Source organism: Brevibacillus invocatus, from assembly GCF_003710915.1.
Lineage (GTDB): Bacteria > Bacillota > Bacilli > Brevibacillales > Brevibacillaceae > Brevibacillus > Brevibacillus invocatus.
The window spans coordinates 81272-99907 of sequence record NZ_RHHR01000003.1 but is presented as its reverse complement, the minus strand read 5'-3'; the positions used below and the strand labels follow the sequence as shown (position 1 = coordinate 99907).

16 protein-coding genes are annotated in these 18636 nt (G+C 50.2%); 15 read left to right on the top strand and 1 reads right to left on the bottom strand.

The annotated features are described in order from the left end of the window. Positions 1–17: 17 nt before the first annotated feature. From EDM52_RS01320 to EDM52_RS01285, 8 genes are all read left to right on the top strand, one after another. Positions 18–986: an ABC transporter ATP-binding protein gene (locus tag EDM52_RS01320; RefSeq protein WP_122907227.1), complete on the top strand. Its 969-nt coding sequence runs from the start codon at positions 18–20 to the stop codon at positions 984–986. 18 nt (positions 987–1004) lie between these two features. After that, positions 1005–1979: an ABC transporter ATP-binding protein gene (locus EDM52_RS01315; RefSeq protein ID WP_122907226.1), complete on the top strand. Its 975-nt coding sequence runs from the start codon at positions 1005–1007 to the stop codon at positions 1977–1979. Between the two features lie 120 nt (positions 1980–2099). Beyond that, positions 2100–3767 carry an ABC transporter substrate-binding protein gene (locus EDM52_RS01310; RefSeq protein ID WP_122907225.1) on the top strand — a complete coding sequence of 556 codons (1668 nt, stop codon included), beginning with the start codon at positions 2100–2102 and terminating at the stop codon, positions 3765–3767. Between the two features lie 171 nt (positions 3768–3938). Next, positions 3939–4943 carry an ABC transporter permease gene (locus EDM52_RS01305; RefSeq protein ID WP_183184757.1) on the top strand — a complete coding sequence of 335 codons (1005 nt, stop codon included), beginning with the start codon at positions 3939–3941 and terminating at the stop codon, positions 4941–4943. A 13-nt stretch (positions 4944–4956) separates the two neighbouring features. Continuing rightward, the gene (locus tag EDM52_RS01300) at positions 4957–5850 is read left to right on the top strand and encodes an ABC transporter permease (RefSeq protein WP_122907223.1); all 894 of its coding nucleotides are present in this window, start codon (positions 4957–4959) and stop codon (positions 5848–5850) included. A 210-nt stretch (positions 5851–6060) separates the two neighbouring features. Continuing rightward, the gene (locus tag EDM52_RS01295) at positions 6061–7152 is read left to right on the top strand and encodes a M24 family metallopeptidase (RefSeq protein WP_122907352.1); all 1092 of its coding nucleotides are present in this window, start codon (positions 6061–6063) and stop codon (positions 7150–7152) included. A gap of 229 nt (positions 7153–7381) precedes the next feature. Next, positions 7382–7921 (top strand): sigma-70 family RNA polymerase sigma factor, encoded by a 540-nt coding sequence (locus EDM52_RS01290; protein ID WP_122907222.1) that lies wholly within the window; start codon positions 7382–7384, stop codon positions 7919–7921. Next, a complete protein-coding gene (locus tag EDM52_RS01285) occupies positions 7900–8895 on the top strand; it encodes a hypothetical protein (protein ID WP_122907221.1) in 996 nt (331 codons plus the stop codon). Before EDM52_RS01290 ends, EDM52_RS01285 begins: the two co-directional genes overlap by 22 nt. A gap of 52 nt (positions 8896–8947) precedes the next feature. Here the strand turns inward: EDM52_RS01285 and EDM52_RS01280 are convergent, their stop codons facing one another. Continuing rightward, positions 8948–9400, bottom strand: a complete 453-nt coding sequence (locus tag EDM52_RS01280; protein ID WP_183184736.1) for a GNAT family N-acetyltransferase — start codon at positions 9398–9400, stop codon at positions 8948–8950. A 269-nt stretch (positions 9401–9669) separates the two neighbouring features. Here EDM52_RS01280 and lepA point away from each other — a divergent pair, with 269 nt between their 5' ends. The 7 genes from lepA (at position 9670) to prmA (ending at position 18619) form a co-directional block, all read left to right on the top strand. Beyond that, entirely contained in the window at positions 9670–11490 is a 1821-nt protein-coding gene (gene lepA, locus EDM52_RS01270; RefSeq protein ID WP_122907218.1) for a translation elongation factor 4, read from the top strand. A gap of 58 nt (positions 11491–11548) precedes the next feature. Further along, on the top strand, positions 11549–12688 hold the full coding sequence (gene hemW / locus EDM52_RS01265) for a radical SAM family heme chaperone HemW (protein WP_122907217.1): 1140 nt from the start codon (positions 11549–11551) through the stop codon (positions 12686–12688). Positions 12689–12816: 128 nt separating this feature from the next. Continuing rightward, positions 12817–13845 carry a heat-inducible transcriptional repressor HrcA gene (gene hrcA / locus EDM52_RS01260; protein WP_122907216.1) on the top strand — a complete coding sequence of 343 codons (1029 nt, stop codon included), beginning with the start codon at positions 12817–12819 and terminating at the stop codon, positions 13843–13845. A gap of 68 nt (positions 13846–13913) precedes the next feature. Beyond that, entirely contained in the window at positions 13914–14456 is a 543-nt protein-coding gene (grpE, locus tag EDM52_RS01255) for a nucleotide exchange factor GrpE (protein WP_122907215.1), read from the top strand. Positions 14457–14516: 60 nt separating this feature from the next. Further along, the gene (gene dnaK / locus EDM52_RS01250) at positions 14517–16352 is read left to right on the top strand and encodes a molecular chaperone DnaK (protein ID WP_122907214.1); all 1836 of its coding nucleotides are present in this window, start codon (positions 14517–14519) and stop codon (positions 16350–16352) included. 126 nt (positions 16353–16478) lie between these two features. Beyond that, entirely contained in the window at positions 16479–17612 is a 1134-nt protein-coding gene (gene dnaJ, locus EDM52_RS01245; protein WP_122907213.1) for a molecular chaperone DnaJ, read from the top strand. 65 nt (positions 17613–17677) lie between these two features. Next, positions 17678–18619 (top strand): 50S ribosomal protein L11 methyltransferase, encoded by a 942-nt coding sequence (gene prmA, locus EDM52_RS01240; RefSeq protein ID WP_122907212.1) that lies wholly within the window; start codon positions 17678–17680, stop codon positions 18617–18619. Positions 18620–18636: the final 17 nt, after the last annotated feature.

Sequence of the window (18636 nt, the reverse complement as noted above, 5' to 3'; positions counted from 1 at the left end):
TAAGAGAGGTGCGCCGTGTGTCTCAGCCAGTCCTTCATATTGAAAACCTGCAAACGCACTTCTTCACAGACCGAGGTCAGATTCCAGCGGTAGATGGCGTTTCGATCAAGGTACATAAAGGTGAAGTGGTGGGCATCGTAGGGGAATCCGGTTGCGGAAAAAGTGTGACCTCCCTGTCTATCATGAAGCTCGTCCCCAATCCTCCCGGCAAAATCGTAGGAGGAACGATTCGTTTTAAAGGGGAAGATCTGGTTACTGCGAGTGAAAAAAGAATGCGAGAGATTCGCGGTAATGAAATCGCGATGATCTTCCAAGAGCCGATGACCTCGCTGAATCCCGTGTTTACGATTGGCGATCAGATCGGCGAAGCTGTCCGAATACATACGAAAGCTAGTAAAAAAGAGTCGAGGCAACGAGCGATAGAGATGTTGAAAAAGGTAGGAATCCCGCGCGCAGAAGCGATAGTAGATGAGTACCCCCACCAGTTGTCAGGTGGCATGCGCCAGCGCGTCATGATTGCGATGGCAATGGCTTGCAACCCTGAGCTGTTGATTGCAGACGAGCCTACTACCGCACTGGATGTGACGATCCAGGCGCAAATCCTGGATCTGATGAGACAGTTGAATCGGGATGCAGACACTGCTGTTTTGCTGATCACGCATGACCTGGGTGTCGTCGCGCAGATGTGCCATCGCGTCGTGGTTATGTACGCTGGCAAAGTGATCGAGGAAGGCGATGTTCGAACGATTCTAAAGGAGCCCAAGCACCCCTATACGATTGGCTTGTTAAACTCCCTGCCCAAGCTGGAAGAATCCCAAGAGAGACTTTACTCCATTCCGGGAAATGTACCAATTCCAGGTTCCCTTACAACCGGATGCCGGTTTGCCCCTCGCTGCGAGCAGGCGGTTGACCGTTGCCGACAAGAGATGCCAGAGCTGGTAGCTGTGGGCGAAAATCATCGCTCACGTTGTTGGCTGAGTGTTTAACCCGAAAGGAGCATGCAGGTGGCTGAAGAACTTCTCGTAGTTTCCAATTTGAAAAAATACTATCCAATCACAGGCGGCGTCCTTGGGGGAGAGGTAGGCGTTGTCAAAGCGGTGGACGATATCTCTTTCTCTGTCAAAAAAGGAGAGACGCTAGGGCTGGTAGGAGAGAGCGGCTGCGGAAAGTCGACGACAGGTCGGGCTTTGCTGCGGTTGATAGAGCCTACGGCAGGCGAGATCCGCTTCGATGGCGTCGATGTGATGAATCTGAAGCCGGATGATATGCGCAAAATGAGACGGGATATGCAGATCGTCTTTCAAGATCCGTTTGCTTCCCTGAATCCTCGTCACAATGTTGAGAGGATTCTGGAAGAACCTTTGATCGTACACGGAATCGGCACGTCGGCCGAACGGAAAAAGAAAGTGGCCGAAATGCTGGAGGTCGTGGGCTTGAACAGCTATCACGCGAGGAGATATCCCCATCAATTCAGTGGGGGGCAGCGCCAAAGGATTGGCATTGCCAGAGCACTGATGCTCAAGCCCAAGCTGATCGTAGCAGATGAGCCTGTCTCTGCGTTGGATGTTTCGATTCAGTCACAGGTGCTGAATCTGATGCAGGACTTGCAAAAGGATATGGGCCTTACCTATCTTTTCATTGCTCATGATCTCAGTGTGGTTCGCCACATCAGTAATCGGGTCGGTGTGATGTACTTAGGCAGAATCGTCGAGCTGACCACAAGCAGTCAGCTCTATAGCAATCCGCTCCATCCCTACACACAGGCATTGATGTCCGCTGTGCCGACGCCAGATCCTGATGTTGTCAGGGAACGAGTCATTCTGGAAGGCGATGTGCCAAGCCCAGCCAATCCTCCTGGCGGTTGTACCTTCCATACGCGTTGTCCACGCGTGAAGGATAAGTGCAGAACGGTGCGACCTGAGTTCCAGGAAATCGAGAAGAATCACTTTGTGGCTTGTCATTTATACAACCAGGCTTAAACGTCGACGAAACAGATTCTATGATCCCGCAACCTTTTAAAGGGGGGATGCGAAGCAGGTCGATATGATGCGTACACGTATGAATCTTGATTTAACACGTAGAAGAGGGGGATTAAAGTCATGAAGAAAAGAATTCTTTCGGCAACCATGACCAGCCTACTGGCGATTGCCATGCTGCTCGCAGGTTGCTCTCAAACGACTCAAGCTCCACCGACAGAGCCAGCCAAGACCGAACAGCCCGCGCAAACGCCAGCACCTGCACCAGAGCCTGCCAAGGAAGGTCCCAAGCAGCTGATCGTTGGACGTGGTGGCGACTCCGTAGGACTAGACCCGATCAGAGAGACAGATGGTGAATCGTTCAAGGTAACCGAAAATATTTATGACACATTGGTAGGCTACGAAGAGGAAAGTACAAAAGTAGTTCCTTCACTGGCTGAAAAATGGGAGGTTTCTCCAGACGGCCTGACGTATACGTTCACGCTTCGCAAAGGAGTCAAGTTCCATGATGGCACTGACTTTAATGCGGAAGCAGTCAAATGGAACTTTGAGCGCTGGATGGACAAGAGCAATCCTTTCCACAATCAGGACGGTTACTACTATTACAATGACATGTTCGGCGGCTACAAGGGAGATGCCAACCACGTCATCAAGTCTGTCGAAGCTGTAGACCCTGGTACAGTTAAATTTACGTTGAACTATCCACTGGCGCCATTTATTCAGAATCTGGGAATGTCTCCTTTTGCTATCGCATCACCAACAGCTGTACAAGCGGCTGGAGCTGACGGTTTTACGGAGAAGCCAGTAGGTACAGGTCCATTCAAATTTAAAGAGTGGAAACGCAACGACACCATCACACTGGAAAAGAATCCTGACTACTGGAATGCGGGCTATCCGAAAGTGGATACGCTTGTATTCAAAGCCATTCCAGAAAATACGGCACGGCTGACTGCACTGATCAACGGAGAGATCGACCTGATGGATGGTCTGAATCCGGATGATGCGGAAGATGTAAAAGCGAACAGCGAATTGCAGCTAATTCTTCGTCCATCCATGAACATTGGCTACATCGGCTTCAACGTGGAAAAAGAACCATTTAATAATCAAAAAGTGCGCGAAGCCATCTCTCACGCGATCAACAAACCAGAAATTATTGAAGCGTTCTTTGCGGGATTGGGCCAACCAGCCGTCAACCCTATGCCACCAACACTTTGGGGACACAACGACAGCATCAAGGATCGTGAATTCAATCTGGATAAAGCGAAACAACTTTTGGCTGAAGCCGGTTTCCCGAATGGCTTTAAAACTCAATTCTGGGCGATGCCAGTACCGCGCCCTTACATGCCAGATGGTGTGAAAATCGCGGAAGCTATCCAACAAGACCTCAAAAAAATCGGTGTTGAAACAGAAATTGTGACAATGGAATGGGCGACTTATCTGGAAAAAACGAGAATTGGCGAGCAAACCATGTTCATGCTGGGTTGGACAGGGGACAACGGAGACCCTGACAACTTCCTCGCTACACTCTTGGATAAGAACAATATTGATGGAAACAACAACACTCGCTGGGCTAACGAAGAGGCTTCCCAGCTGATGATGAAAGCCAAGCAGGCAAGCACGCAGTCAGAGCGTGAGCAGCTGTACAAGCAAGTGCAAGAAATTATCTTCAAGGATGTACCGATGGTTCCTTTGGCTCACTCCACACCTGCTCTGGCTGCAAGAGCCAATGTCGTCGACTACAAACCACATCCAAAAGGCTCTGAAAGCTTAGAGAAAGTAGATATTAAATAAACCTCTCCATCACGTTCAGACGATCTTGAAGGGTAAGAGGAGAGATCCTTCTTCTTACCCTTTTCTTTCGTTTTTGAAGCTTGAATCCTTAATCAGCGACTATTCAACTACTGCTCCGTCCATCGTTTTGACGGAGCCAAGTTTTCAAATAAGGAAAGCGAGGAGATGGCATTGCTATCGTACAGCATCCGAAGAATTCTTATGCTCATCCCCGTTCTACTGGGCATGTCAATCGTCGTATTTTCCATCATACGTGCCATCCCAGGTGATCCGGCCCTCACGATTTTGGGGGAGAAAGCAAGTGCCCAGGCACTTGCAGATTTACGAGAAGCTCTCGGTCTGAACCATCCTTGGTACATACAGTATTTTGATTATTTGAAGCAAATCATTACGGGTGATCTTGGCGTATCGCTTCACTCGGGTGCTAGTATCGCGAAAGAAATAGGTCCGTATTTAGCGGCTACTGCAGAGCTGACCATTTTCAGTATGTGTTTTGCTATCATCATCGGCGTCAACGCCGGAATCATCTCTGCGTGGAAGCAAAATTCCTGGTTTGATTACATCGCCATGCTGATTGCGCTGATTGGCGTTTCCATGCCGATTTTTTGGCTGGGTCTGATGGAGCAATGGTTATTCGCTCAAGAGCTGAAGTGGCTGCCATCAGTTGGTCGTGACAATTCGCGTGATCCTATCCAGGCGATTACGCACTTCTATATAGTAGATGCCATGCTCGCAGGACGGTGGGACCAGTTCCGTGAAGTGGTTGAGCACTTGATTCTACCGGGGATCGCACTCGGGACCATTCCGATGGCTATCATTGCACGCATTACCCGCTCCAGCATGCTGGAAGTCATGCGTGCAGATTATGTCCGCACGGCCAGAGCAAAAGGGATGGCCCAATTCGGTGTGGTGTACAAGCATGCGTTGAAAAATGCCTTGATTCCCGTATTGACGGTTATTGGCTTGCAGACGGGTCTTTTGCTCGGCGGTGCGGTACTGACGGAGACGATCTTCGGATGGCCGGGTGTAGGAAGGTATATTTTCACGGCGATCGGGAATCGGGATTATCCGGTCATTCAATCCGGTATCCTGGTCATTGCCACGATCTTTGTCTTGATCAACTTACTGGTAGACCTGCTGTACGCCTACATCGATCCGAGGATCAAATACCGCTAAGGAGGTTGGAGATATGGCAGAAGTAAACGTGCAGAGCGTCCCGTTGAAACAGACGGACGAACAGATAATCTCTCCTTGGCGGGAAGCATGGAGAACGTTGCGGAAAAACAAATTGGCTTTGGTAGGGATGGGCATTATTGTGTTCTTTGTACTCGTGGCGATTTTGGCTCCACTACTGGCGCCATATCCCTACGATGTCGGAGACCTGAAAATGAAGAACCAGCCGCCATCCGAAGAACATTGGTTCGGAACAGACTACAATGGGCGGGATGTACTCAGCCGCGTGATTTACGGTGCGCGCATTTCCTTGTGGGTCGGGACGTTCGCAGTGATCGGTTCCGTCGTGGTCGGAACCATTCTGGGCTTGTTGTCTGGCTACTATGGCCGCTGGGTGGATACTCTGATATCGCGCATTTTTGATATCATGCTCGCCTTTCCCAGCATTCTTCTGGCTATTGCGATCGTGGCGATTCTCGGGCCTTCCTTGCAAAACGCCTTGCTGGCTATTGCGGTCATCAACATCCCGACATTTGGGCGACTCGTTCGTTCGCGTGTACTCAGTTTGAAGGAAGAAGAATTTGTCATGGCGGCTCGTGCGATTGGAATGAAGGACAGCCGTATCCTCTTGCAGCATATCCTGCCAAACAGCATGGCTCCGATCATCGTGACAGGGACACTGGGCATTGCTACTGCGATCATTGAAGCCGCAGCATTGGGATTCCTTGGTTTAGGAGCTCAGGCACCTGAACCGGAATGGGGAAAAATGCTGTCTGATTCCCGCCAATACATTCAGAAAGCCCCGTGGACCGTGATCTTCCCGGGATTGTCGATCATGCTGACGGTGCTTGGATTCAACCTGATCGGGGATGGATTGCGTGATGCGCTTGACCCCAGAATGAAGAATTAATCGAATCGCAGGAAGCCGATCTGGCTTCCCTTTTTTCCTTCTCTATCTGAATGTTTACGTGTTGAAGGCTAAAAAATAGGGAAGATCGCCAGAGTGCCAATAAGACACCGACATGAAGCTGGCAGTAGCCACGTCTTCAAAAATGCTTCTTTTTTCAAGAGCGGAGTGGTATTCTCGCTATAGAATACTGGTGAAAGCAAGGTGAAGAAATTGTTTACAGCACGCATACAGAAATTACATACCTTTTTGCTAGAGCAAGAGCTGGACGCAGTATTGATTACATCGCCCAAACACGTCTACTACCTGACAGGCTTTTTTACAGACCCGCATGAACGTTTTCTGGGGCTGGTAATTCCTGCACAGGGGGAGCCATCATTGATCGTTCCAGCATTGGACCGTGAAGCTGCGGTAGCGGCATCCATCGTGCAGAGCATTTACACACATACAGATATCCAAAACCCATATGAAGTCCTCAAACAAACTCTTCCGGCTGATACAAAAGCGTTGGGTCTGGAAAAAAGCCACATGACCCTGGAGCGGTTTGAGGCGATGAGTGAAGTCGTTGCGGCTTCACGCTTCGTAGACGTCGAGCAGCCGCTGCGAGAAATGCGTCTGATCAAGTCGGAGGATGAGATTGCCCGTATGAAGCACGCGATCCAGCTCGTAGAGGATGCATTGCGTGAGGGTTTGAAAAAAGTGAAGCCAGGCGTGACGGAGATGGAAATCCTGGCCGAGCTGGAATTTCAGATGAAGCGGCTGGGGGCGGAAGGTCCATCGTTTAGCACGATGGTGCTGGCTGGAGAAAAATCTGCACTTCCGCACGGCAAGCCGGGTAATCGCGCTGTACAGGAAGGCGAGCTGCTGCTGTTTGATTTGGGTGTCGAAGTGAATGGCTATGTTTCAGATATTACCCGTACATTTGCGGTGGGTGAAATCAACGACCAGCTGCGCGAGATTTACGAAACTGTATGGGCAGCCAATGAAGCGGCGATTGCAGAAATCCGTCCGGGCGTAACGTTTGCCCATCTGGACAAGACCGCTCGTGGCGTGATTGAGGCTAAGGGATATGGTGAGTACTTCATGCATCGTCTTGGACATGGCTTGGGCATGGATGTGCATGAGTATCCATCTGTTCATAGCGAGAACCAGGAAGTGCTGCGTGCTGGTATGGTCTTCACCATCGAGCCTGGCATCTATGTGCCTGGTGTAGGTGGCGTAAGGATCGAAGACAACGTGCTGGTTACCGAAACCGGAGTAGAAGTGCTCACTCAGTTCCCGAAACAGCTCACAGTGATTGGGTGAAGTGATAATCAGACATACATGTGGTGGAAAACGATGAACCCGTTAAAAAATGGGCGGAGAAAGATTCTCGTTTTTAATCCACATTAGAAAGGCATCTCCCCAATGTCCATGGGAGATGCTTTTTAGTTGCACAATGCCGTGATAGCAAAAAAATAGGTGTGATTCTTGTAACAAGATGCGCTGATCTGCATCTAACCAGTAGAGTAACCAAGGGAAGGAGGACGCGTCCGTGGAAAAATTGCAGCCTACGCACGAAGCTCTTTTTGAGCAAATCATGCGGGAATATGGGACGCGTGTGCTTCGCCTCGTCACATTTCTGGTCAAGGATCGCAGTCTGGCTGAAGATCTTACGCAAGATGTCTTCGTCAAGGTGTACCGAAATCTGCCCCGTTTTCGTCATGAGAGCAGTATCCATACCTGGTTGTATCGGATCGCTGTCAACGAGTGCAAGGGTTATTTGCGCTCGTGGTCATTCCGGCATATCCTCCCACGCTCCTGGATAAAAAGTGACGCAGATGTCTCGACCGAACATCTGGTTCTGGAGCAGGCTGAGCGGGATCAGTTGATACAGGCGGTCCTTAGGCTATCTCCATTCTATCGTCAGGCTATTGCGCTTCATTATTATGCGGATTTGTCTATTTCTGAGATGGCAGTGGTTCTAGGGGTATCAGAAGGTACCGTGCGTACCCGTTTGCACCGTGCTAGACAGCAGTTGAAGCAACGGATGGGAGAAGAGGAGGGATGGGAATGGACGAGGACAAATGGCTAAAACAGTTGAAGGATCGAGCAGACCAGGGCGTATTACGCGATATTTCGTTCACTCCTGAGCTGGAGCAGAAGGTGCGAAACAGGCTGCGCAAGCGATCCCGGCCAGTATGGGTTCGTGTAGGTTCGGCTGGAGTTGCTGCCTGTTTGATGGTCTTTGCCACGTGGCAGGTGTGGCCACAATCCGAAGAGCAAGTACCAAGCGAGTCCATCATATCTCAGCCTCCCCCTTCTCTATTGCCTGGTGGAGCTTTGGAGACACCCGTGCTTTGGAAGCCTTCTCCTGTGGTGAAAAGCACATATGACAACAAACCGTTTACTTATATGGGTGATAAGCCTGTTCGCTTGATAACAGATGAAACCAGCATATACGAAGGGCAGCAACAAAAATTCTTCTGGCTGCTGGATGGTGATGTTGCTTCAAAGGTCGAAATTGTCGCTCACAGCAGTGATGGACAGCAGGTCGAGTTGGGTACCTATGAGGTCATGGGGAGCCAGTATGACGCCAAAGCCCATTTTCCCTCGGGACTGGTTATACCGGATCCGGGAATATGGAAGCTGCAGATCCTATCGGAAGGGAAACACTTCGGACAAGTTTTTGTGGAGGTAAAGGCAGGGATTTCACCAAGCAATCGCAGCTTGGTTGAACCACTCATTCGTCAGTGGCTGGAGGCTGAAGGGAAAAAGCTGAACTGGCTTGGGGCAGACCGCGAGATTTCGATTGATCTACTCCATGTGGAGGCACCAAACGCAGAGCAGCGCAGGGTATATGCATGGATTAGAATCTTGAGTAAAAACAAGGAGCTTTCCTCCGGGATCAGTGCGCCGATGGCATTCGATATTCAGTATGATGGGAATAGCTATCGGGTAAAAGGCTTTGAAATGCCGGAGGATGGGAATCGTTATCAAAGCAGCTTGGAGAAAATCTTTCCGGCAAAAGTGCTGGAGAAGCTGAAGCAAAGGGATAACAAGGATTAAAGATAGAGAAGCAGGAAGAGAAACGGACTCTTAGGACAAGAGTCCGTTTTTTCTATCCTAAAAACTGCGAGGCTATCCCGTAGTATGTGCCATTTCGTTGTGGCATGCGGCTGGCTCGCGCGATCATTCGCGCTCGTACAAAATCCGCTCGGCAGCTGCCTGTCGCCTGTGCATCCAGGTGGATGACTGCTTCCTCGTCCGCGGGGCTCATAGGGACGTCCGCAAGAACCTCTTCCATGCACCGGATCATCAGAGCTTGTCCCAGACCCATCCCCTGACAGGAAGGATGGACAATCACCAAGCCTATTACGGCATGTCCGTCATATTGGATCACGCCAGCACATGAGAGCAGCTGATTTTTCTCATTTCGATGTCCGTAGATTTTGCCAAGAGAGTACAAGGTATGGAGCTCCGGTGCATGGTAGTCCCACTCGACTGCTTTTGTCAATGCTAGAAGATCTGGAATATCTGCTTCGGAAAGGTGTTGTAATGGTAGTGCTTGCAAACATACATTCCCCCTTTTGATGATCCATACTTTACCATAAATTGTGGAAGGTGACGAGTCCCGTAGTGGCAAACACCCATTTCTCTTTTGTTGCTACTATATCCAGCGTTTGTTATAATTACCGTTAGCGTATTTTTCGTGAAAAACGTTTCGATGTTTTTCATACATGTGGATGTGACCGCTTGCGGTCAGCAAAATGGCAATGACCATTTTGCAAGACGCAATCTGGAACGATGGAATGGATTCGCGTGGGAGGGAACAAACAGTCAATGGATCGTCGTGAAAGACAAAAAAGGATACGAAATTTCTCCATCATCGCCCACATTGACCACGGCAAGTCGACACTTGCTGACCGGATTTTAGAGCTTACCGGAGCGTTGTCATCACGTGAGATGGAAGCACAGTTTCTGGATTCGATGGATCTGGAAAGAGAGCGCGGCATTACGATCAAACTGAATGCTGTGCGTTTGAACTATAAAGCTGATGATGGCGAAGAGTACATTCTCCATCTCATCGACACCCCTGGACACGTGGACTTTACGTACGAAGTATCCCGCAGTCTCGCAGCCTGTGAAGGAGCGATTCTGGTCGTGGATGCTGCCCAAGGGATTGAAGCACAGACGTTGGCAAACGTCTACCTGGCGTTGGACAACAATCTGGAAATCCTTCCTGTGGTGAATAAAATCGACCTGCCAAGTGCTGAGCCTGAGCGTGTGAAGCAAGAGGTAGAAGACGTAATCGGGCTGGATGCCAGTGAAGCCGTTCTGACTTCCGCCAAAGCGGGTATCGGGATCAAGGAAGTACTGGAAGCGGTTGTGAAAAAAGTACCTGCTCCAGAGGGAGATCCAGATGCACCGCTGCAAGCACTGATCTTCGACTCCTACTTCGATGCCTATCGCGGTGTCATTGCTTCGATTCGGGTCATCAACGGTACCTTGCGCAAAGGTATGAAGATCAAGATGATGGCGACAGGCAAGTCCTTTGAAGTTACGGAAATCGGTACCACGACACCGCGCCAGACGCAGGTAGAAGAACTGACCGTTGGGGATGTTGGCTATGTCGCCGCTTCTATCAAGACAGTCGGTGACACCCGTGTGGGGGATACCATCACGGATGCAGCAAGACCAGCTTCAGACCCGTTGCCGGGCTACCGCAAGATCAATCCGATGGTATTCTGCGGTCTGTATCCAATCGAGACCAGCGAGTACAACGACCTGCGAGAAGCGTTGGAAAAACTGCAGCTCAATGATGCTTCGTTGCAATTTGAGCCAGAAACATCTCAAGCATTGGGCTTTGGCTTCCGATGCGGATTCCTTGGCTTGCTGCACATGGAAATCATCCAGGAGCGGATTGAGCGGGAATTTAACATCAATCTGATCACGACAGCACCGAGCGTAATTTACCGCATCACCAGAACCAACGGCGAGGTTTTCGAAATCGACAACCCTTCGAAAATGCCTGATGCTCAAAAGATCGAAATGATCGAGGAGCCGTATGTCACCTCTACCGTCATGGTGCCAAAAGAATATGTCGGAGATGTCATGCAGCTTTGCCAAGGCAAGCGCGGAGAATTCCTCGACATGCAATACATGGGCGAGAACCGCGTACAGTTGAAATACGACATGCCTTTGTCCGAGATCGTGTACGATTTCTTTGACCTCTTGAAATCAGGAACGAGAGGATATGCCTCCTTTGACTACGAGCTGGGTGGCTACAAGGCGTCCAAGCTGGTGAAAATGGATATTCTCCTCAACGGCGAGATGGTCGATGCACTCTCCTTTATCGTGCATAAGGATACCGCATATGCCCGCGGGAAAGTCATCTGCGAAAAGCTGAAGGAATTGATTCCTCGCCAGCAATTTGAAGTGCCGATCCAAGCGACCATCGGGCAAAAAGTCGTTGCTCGTGAAACGATCAGTGCTTTGCGTAAAAACGTGCTCGCCAAGTGTTACGGTGGGGACATCTCGCGTAAACGCAAGCTCTTGGAGAAGCAAAAAGAAGGGAAGAAGCGCATGAAATCTGTCGGTTCCGTCGAGGTTCCACAAGAGGCTTTCATGGCCGTATTGCGCATGGATGATAATAAGAAGTAGGCCTGACCTTGTGTCAGGTCTTTTCCATTCTACTATCGTGAAAGGAGGGAAGCGGGTCATGCCTCACTCGGTTTATATCCACATTCCCTTTTGTACGAATAAATGCTACTACTGTGACTTCAACTCGTTTGTGACCAACAACCCGCAATTGGTGTGGGATTACCTCGAAGCGTTAAAGCGGGAGATGGAGCTCACCTTTGCCAATCGGCAGTTGGAGCCTGTGAAAACGATTTTTGTAGGCGGAGGGACGCCGACCTTTCTCGATCAGGAACAAATGCGGATGTTTCTGGAAACCGTTCAGCACTATTTGGGACGTCATCTGACTCCCGATGTGGAATTTACAATGGAGGCCAACCCGGGAACAACCGATGTAAACAAGCTGCGGTTGATGCGAGAGCTGGGTGTCAATCGCCTCAGCTTTGGCGTTCAATCCTTCGACAATGCTTTGCTGAAGCGCTTGGGCCGCATCCACAACACGGATGATGTGTACCGCAGTGTGGACAACGCCCGTTCCGTTGGCTTCGAGAATTTGACGATCGACTTGATGTTCGGTTTGCCAGACCAAACGCTGCCGATTTTTCGCGAGACACTGGACAAGGCATTTGCCCTGGGGACGACTCATTTTTCCGCATACAGCCTAAAGGTCGAGGAAAATACCTTGTTCCACACGCTCTACCAGAAGGATCAGCTGCCCTTGCCTTCAGAAGAAACCGAGCTTGAGATGTACCTCATCTTGATCGAGGAGATGGAGAAACAGGGCTACGCACAATATGAGATTAGCAATTTCGCCAAGCCGGGCTTTGAAAGCCAACATAACAAAACCTATTGGCTCAATAACGAATACTATGGTTTGGGTGCAGGAGCACACGGCTATGTAAATGGAGAAAGACATGTCAACGCCGGACCGCTGGCTGTCTACTTGCAGATGAGCAAGGAAGGTCTGCCGCGAGTGGAGCAGTTTGTCGTCCCAGTGGAAGATGCGATGGAAGAGCAGATGATATTGGGCTTGCGTTTGAGAGAAGGGGTCGATTTGCCTCGGTTTGCCAACCGATTTGGCGTGGCAGCCCAAGATGTTTTCGGAACAATCATGAAGGAAGAAAGAGAGAAAGGCATGCTGGAAGAAAAAGGTGGTTATTTGCGGCTGACCGAAAAAGGCTTGCCTCTTGGCAATGAGGTGTTCGCACGCTTTTTACGGTAAATCCTGTCGAAAATCGCGTAATAACTCGCCGAAGTCCGTTGACAAATCCTTCTACTATTGATAATTTAGTAAGTAGATTTAGCACTCGCTGGCTAGGAGTGCTAACAACAGGGAGGCGAAGTGAGCTTATGTTATCAGACCGTCAACAACTGATTTTGAATGCGATTGTCGATAATTACATTCATACTGCCGAACCTGTTGGCTCCCGCACGATTTCCAAACGGGAAGACATCGGCTTTTCATCGGCTACGATTCGCAACGAAATGTCAGACCTGGAAGAGCTGGGGTATCTGGAGCAGCCGCATACTTCGGCAGGCCGCGTTCCTTCTACGAAAGGATACCGGTTTTACGTTGACAACCTGATCCAGCCTCATCTTTTAAATGAGGAAGATCTGGTTAAACTAAAACAGTTGTTTGCCGAACAAATTTTCCACGCCGAACAAGTGGTGGAGTACACAGCCCAGATTTTAACACAGCTAACCAACTACACGGCGATTGTGCTTGGTCCTGAAATTTTTGAGCATAAGCTGAGAAATGTGCAGATTGTTCCATTGAACGAGGCGCAGGCAGTAGCGATTGTTGTCACGCATACGGGGCGCGTGGAAAACAAACTCATTGATCTTCCTGAGGGTATCGGTGCCAGTGAGATTGAACAACTGGTTAACCTCCTCAACCACCGTTTAGCCGACGTGCCGCTCTGGCAGCTGCGGCAACGCCTGTATCAGGAGATATCTGGTGAAATGAAGCGACATACCGAGCAGTACGAGGAAATGCTTCAAATCCTTGATCAGTCACTCATACAGGAAGAAACAGAACGTGTCTGTCTGCGAGGGGCGACAAAGATTTTGAATCAGCCGGAATTTCGGGACGTTGACAAGGTAAAAGACATCCTGGAGCTGTTGGAACAAAACGATCAGCTGCTTCATCTGCTCGGAGGCCAGGCAAATGGCCTGACGGTGCGCATCGGTCAAGAAAATCAGCTAGACGCGATTAAGCAATGCAGTATTATCACCACTTCCTATTCTCTTGGGGGAAAGCCGGTGGGAATGGTGGGGATTCTAGGTCCGACTAGGATGGAATACGGAAGAGTCATCACCGTGCTCAATCATCTGACTGAAGGGCTGTCGCGCATGCTGACTTCGCAGTTTGAGAAATAAATGAAGGTAACGATTGAAAGGGCTGCCGATCCTTTAGATCGGTGCAGAGCCGCAGGAGGTATTTCGAGTTGAGTGATGAAAAGTGGACGAAAGAAATGACAGCCGAAGAGGAGCAAAACACGGAGACGGCAGAGCAGACTGAAGCGACTGACGTAAACTGGGAGCAAGAAGCAGCTCAGTGGAAGGCGCAAGCAGAAGAAAACCAGAGTAAAATGCTTCGTGCCATGGCCGACATGGATAACCTGAGAAGACGTGTTCGCAAGGAGCAGGAAGACCTGGCGAAATACGCTTCACAAAAGATTGTGGAAGAGCTATTGCCTGTTCTGGATAACTTCGAGCGGGCGATGGCAGCGGACAAGGAATCCATGACGGTAGAGTCCCTGTTGACAGGCGTGGACATGGTTTACCGCCAGATGGTTCAAGTCTTTGAAAAAGAAGGACTGCAAGCCATCCAGGCGGCTGGTCAGCCGTTTGATCCACACATCCATCAGGCTGTCATGCAAACCCAGGAGCCAGATGTAGATTCCGGCATTGTCGTCGAAGAGCTGCAAAAAGGCTACATGTTCAAGGATCGTGTAGTTCGCCCATCGATGGTCAAGGTAAACGCTTAAGACAGTCGTAACCATATTTATTAACATATCTCGATGCAAAGTGTTAGGAGGAAATTTTGTATGAGTCGCGTAATCGGTATTGACTTGGGAACCACAAACTCTTGTGTTGCTGTAATGGAAGGCGGCGAGCCCGTTGTAATCGCCAATGCGGAAGGAAATCGCACCACGCCATCGGTGGTCGCATATAAAAACGGCGAGCGCATCGTCGGGGAAGCTGCGAAGCGCCAAGCGATCACAAACCCGGACAACACCGTAATGTCCGTCAAGCGTCATATGGGTACCAATCACAAGGTGACCATCGAGGGAACGCAGTACACTCCTGAGCAAATCTCCGCGATGATCCTGCAAAAGCTGAAATCGGATGCCGAAGCTTATCTGGGTGAAACCGTAACACAGGCAGTTATCACCGTACCAGCGTACTTCAATGACAGCCAGCGTCAAGCGACCAAGGATGCAGGTAAAATCGCAGGTTTGGAAGTTCTGCGTATCGTGAACGAGCCGACTGCTGCTGCTCTGGCATACGGAATGGAAAAATCGGAAGACCAGACCGTGCTGGTATTCGACCTGGGTGGCGGTACATTCGACGTATCCATCCTGGAACTGTCTGAGGGCTTCTTTGAAGTGAAAGCGACCTCCGGTGACAACAAACTCGGTGGAGACGATTTTGACCAGGTGATCATGGATTACCTCGTGAGCGAGTTCAAGAAAGAACACGGAATCGATCTTTCCAAAGACCGCATGGCGCAACAACGTTTGAAAGACGCTGCTGAAAAAGCGAAGAAAGACCTCTCTGGTGTATTGACCACGACCATCTCGCTGCCGTTCATCACAGCAGATGCGACAGGTCCAAAACACTTGGAGCTGAATCTGACTCGTGCAAAATTCGAAGAGCTGTCAGCAAATCTCGTGGAACGCACCATGGGTCCTACTCGTCAAGCGCTGCAAGACGCTGGACTGACTCCGAACGAAATTGATCGCGTTGTCCTCGTCGGCGGTTCCACACGGATTCCAGCTGTACAGGAAGCTATCAAGAAATTTACCGGCAAAGAGCCGCACAAAGGCGTGAACCCAGACGAAGTGGTTGCGTTGGGAGCAGCTGTTCAAGCTGGTGTACTTACTGGTGATGTGAAAGACGTCGTTCTCTTGGACGTAACTCCACTTTCGCTGGGGATCGAAACCCTGGGTGGTGTATTCACCAAGCTGATTGACCGCAACACCACGATTCCTACAAGCAAGTCTCAAGTCTTCTCCACAGCGGCTGACAACCAGACTTCTGTAGAAATTCACGTATTGCAAGGCGAACGCCAAATGGCAGCCGACAACAAAACACTGGGACGCTTCAACCTGTCGGACATTCCGCCAGCACCACGCGGTATCCCGCAAATTGAAGTTTCCTTCGATATCGATGCGAACGGGATTGTGAACGTACGCGCGAAAGACTTGGGTACTGGCAAGGAGCAACGCATCACGATCACTTCCAATACAGGACTGTCCGATGAAGATATCGAGCGCATGGTAAAAGAAGCGGAACTGAACGCTGAAGCCGACAAAAAGCGCAAGGAAGAAGTAGAAGTGCGCAATGAAGCAGACCAGCTCGTGTTCACGACGGAGAAAACGTTGAAAGACGTAGAGGGCAAGGTAGATCAGGCTGAGATCGATTCCGCAAACCAAGCCAAGGATAAAGTGAAAAAGGCTCTGGAAGGCGGCAACATCGAAGAAATCAAGACTGCCAAGGACGAACTCTCTGCGATTGTTCAGCAAATTTCCATGAAGCTGTATGAGCAGGCTGCGCAAGCCGCTCAGGCACAAGGTGGAGCAGGAGCAGGAGCGGAAGGGGAAGCGAAGAAAGACAACGTGGTAGATGCCGACTATGAAGTGGTAGACGACAAAAAGTAATCACGTTGGCCTTTTCTTCACAATGTGACCCACTGAAAGTCAAAGTCACGAGCTGTGACTTTGACTTTTTTTCAAGTCTGTCACATGCTATGATAACAGTTGACTGTCATGGGAGTGATCTAGGAGATGAAACGCGATTTCTACGAGGTGCTGGGCGTAGCCAAGGATGCGAGCGCGGATGATATCAAAAAAGCGTATCGCAAGCTTGCGCGTCAGTATCACCCGGATGTGAATAAAGAGGCAGATGCCGAGGAAAAGTTCAAGGAAGTAAAGGAAGCCTACGACGTCCTGTCGGAACCGCAAAAACGGGCGCAATATGACCGCTTTGGTCACCAAGACCCCAATCAGGGCTTCGGCGGTGGCGGTTTTGACGGATCGGGCATGGGTGGCTTTGGCGATATTTTTGATATGTTCTTCGGCGGCGGTGCGAGAAGAGCGAATCCAAACGCGCCACGTAAAGGCGCCGATTTACAATTTGGCTTGAGCATTGAGTTTCTCGATGCCGTGTTTGGCAAGGAGACAGACGTAGAGATCCCGAAAGAAGCGGAGTGCGATACCTGTCACGGCTCTGGAGCAAAGCCGGGAACCGGTGTGGAAACGTGCAAGACGTGCAGCGGAACGGGACAGCAGGAAGTGGCAGCGAACACGCCATTTGGCCGCATTGTAAATCGACGCGTTTGTACGACTTGTGAAGGAAAAGGGAAAGTATTCAAAGAGCAGTGCTCTTCCTGCCGTGGAAGCGGGCGGGTCAAGGTACGCCGCAAGATCCACCTCAACATTCCGGCCGGTGTGGACGATGGCGCACAACTTCGCGTTTCTGGCGAAGGAGAACCAGGTGCCAACGGAGGACCTCCAGGAGACTTGTACGTGGTATTGCGCGTCAAGCAGCATGAGTTCTTTGAGCGTGAAGGAAACGATATCTATTGCGAAGTTCCGCTTACGTATACACAGGCAGCACTTGGCGACGAGATCGAGGTCCCGACGGTGGATGGCCGTGTCAAGCTAAAAATTCCAGCTGGTACCCAGACCGAAACGTTCTTTCGTCTGCGTGGCAAGGGAGTTCCTCATTTGCGCGGGAACGGCAGAGGAGATCAACATGTCAAGGTACGTGTGATTACACCTACCAAGCTCAGTGACAAGCAAAAAGAGCTTTTGCGTGAACTGGCCGACTTGTCAGGGGAGAAACCGGGGCAACACGGCGGTGGCGTAGAAGACGAGAGCTTTTTTGAAAAAATGAAACGGGCGTTCCGCGGCGAATAATGCCGCGGCAGCGTCTAGGATCACAACAGGCTGTGTAATAGGATCATGTGGGGAGTGGTAGGTTCATGAATTGGTCAGAAATCAGTATCCATACAACTGCGGAAGCTACAGAGGCGGTGTCCAGCCTTTTGTATGAATTGGGTGCCAACGGCGTCGTCATTGAGGATCCGGAGGTTCTCTATCGCGATTGGGATACGCCATTTGGTGAAATCTACCAGCTTTCCCCGGATGATTTTCCAGCCGAGGGCGTATTCGTCAAGGCATATTTGCCAGCTGACAGTCGTGAATTGATCGATGTAGTGGAAGAATTGAAGGAACAGTTGGCCGAATTGACAGGATACGGACTGGATATTGGCAAAGCAACGATTGCTGTCAATGATGTTCACGAAGACGAGTGGGCCCACGCCTGGAAAAAGTACTACAAGCCGATACACGTCACGGATCGTTTGACGATCAAGCCGGTGTGGGAAGAGTACGAGCTGAGATCACCAGAAGAGTTGATCATTGAGATGGACCCCGGCATGGCATTCGGTACAGGCACACATCCGACCACGATCCTTTGCCTGCGGGCGATCGAAAAGTACATGGCGCCTGGCGATCGTGTATACGACGTAGGGACTGGAACAGCCATTCTCAGTATTGCTGCGGTCAAGCTGGGTGCTGAACACGTCCTGGCAATGGATTTGGACGAAGTTGCAGTGCGTTCTGCACAAGCCAACACCGAGCTGAATGGCGTCCATGAAAAGATTACAGTGAAACAGAATAATTTGCTGGATGGAATCGAAGAGCAGGTGGAAATCGTGATCGCCAATATCCTGGCAGAAGTGATTGTCCGTTTTACAGATGATGTATCCCGGGTGTTGAAGCCAGGCGGAACCTTCATTGCTTCGGGCATTATCGAAGCGCGAGAGGCAGACGTAAAACGAGCTTTGGCAGAGTCAGGACTTGAGATCGTGGAAACCATTTGCATCGATGATTGGGTGGCAATTGTGTCAAAAAAACGATAGAATAGTGAGGTTGGCGA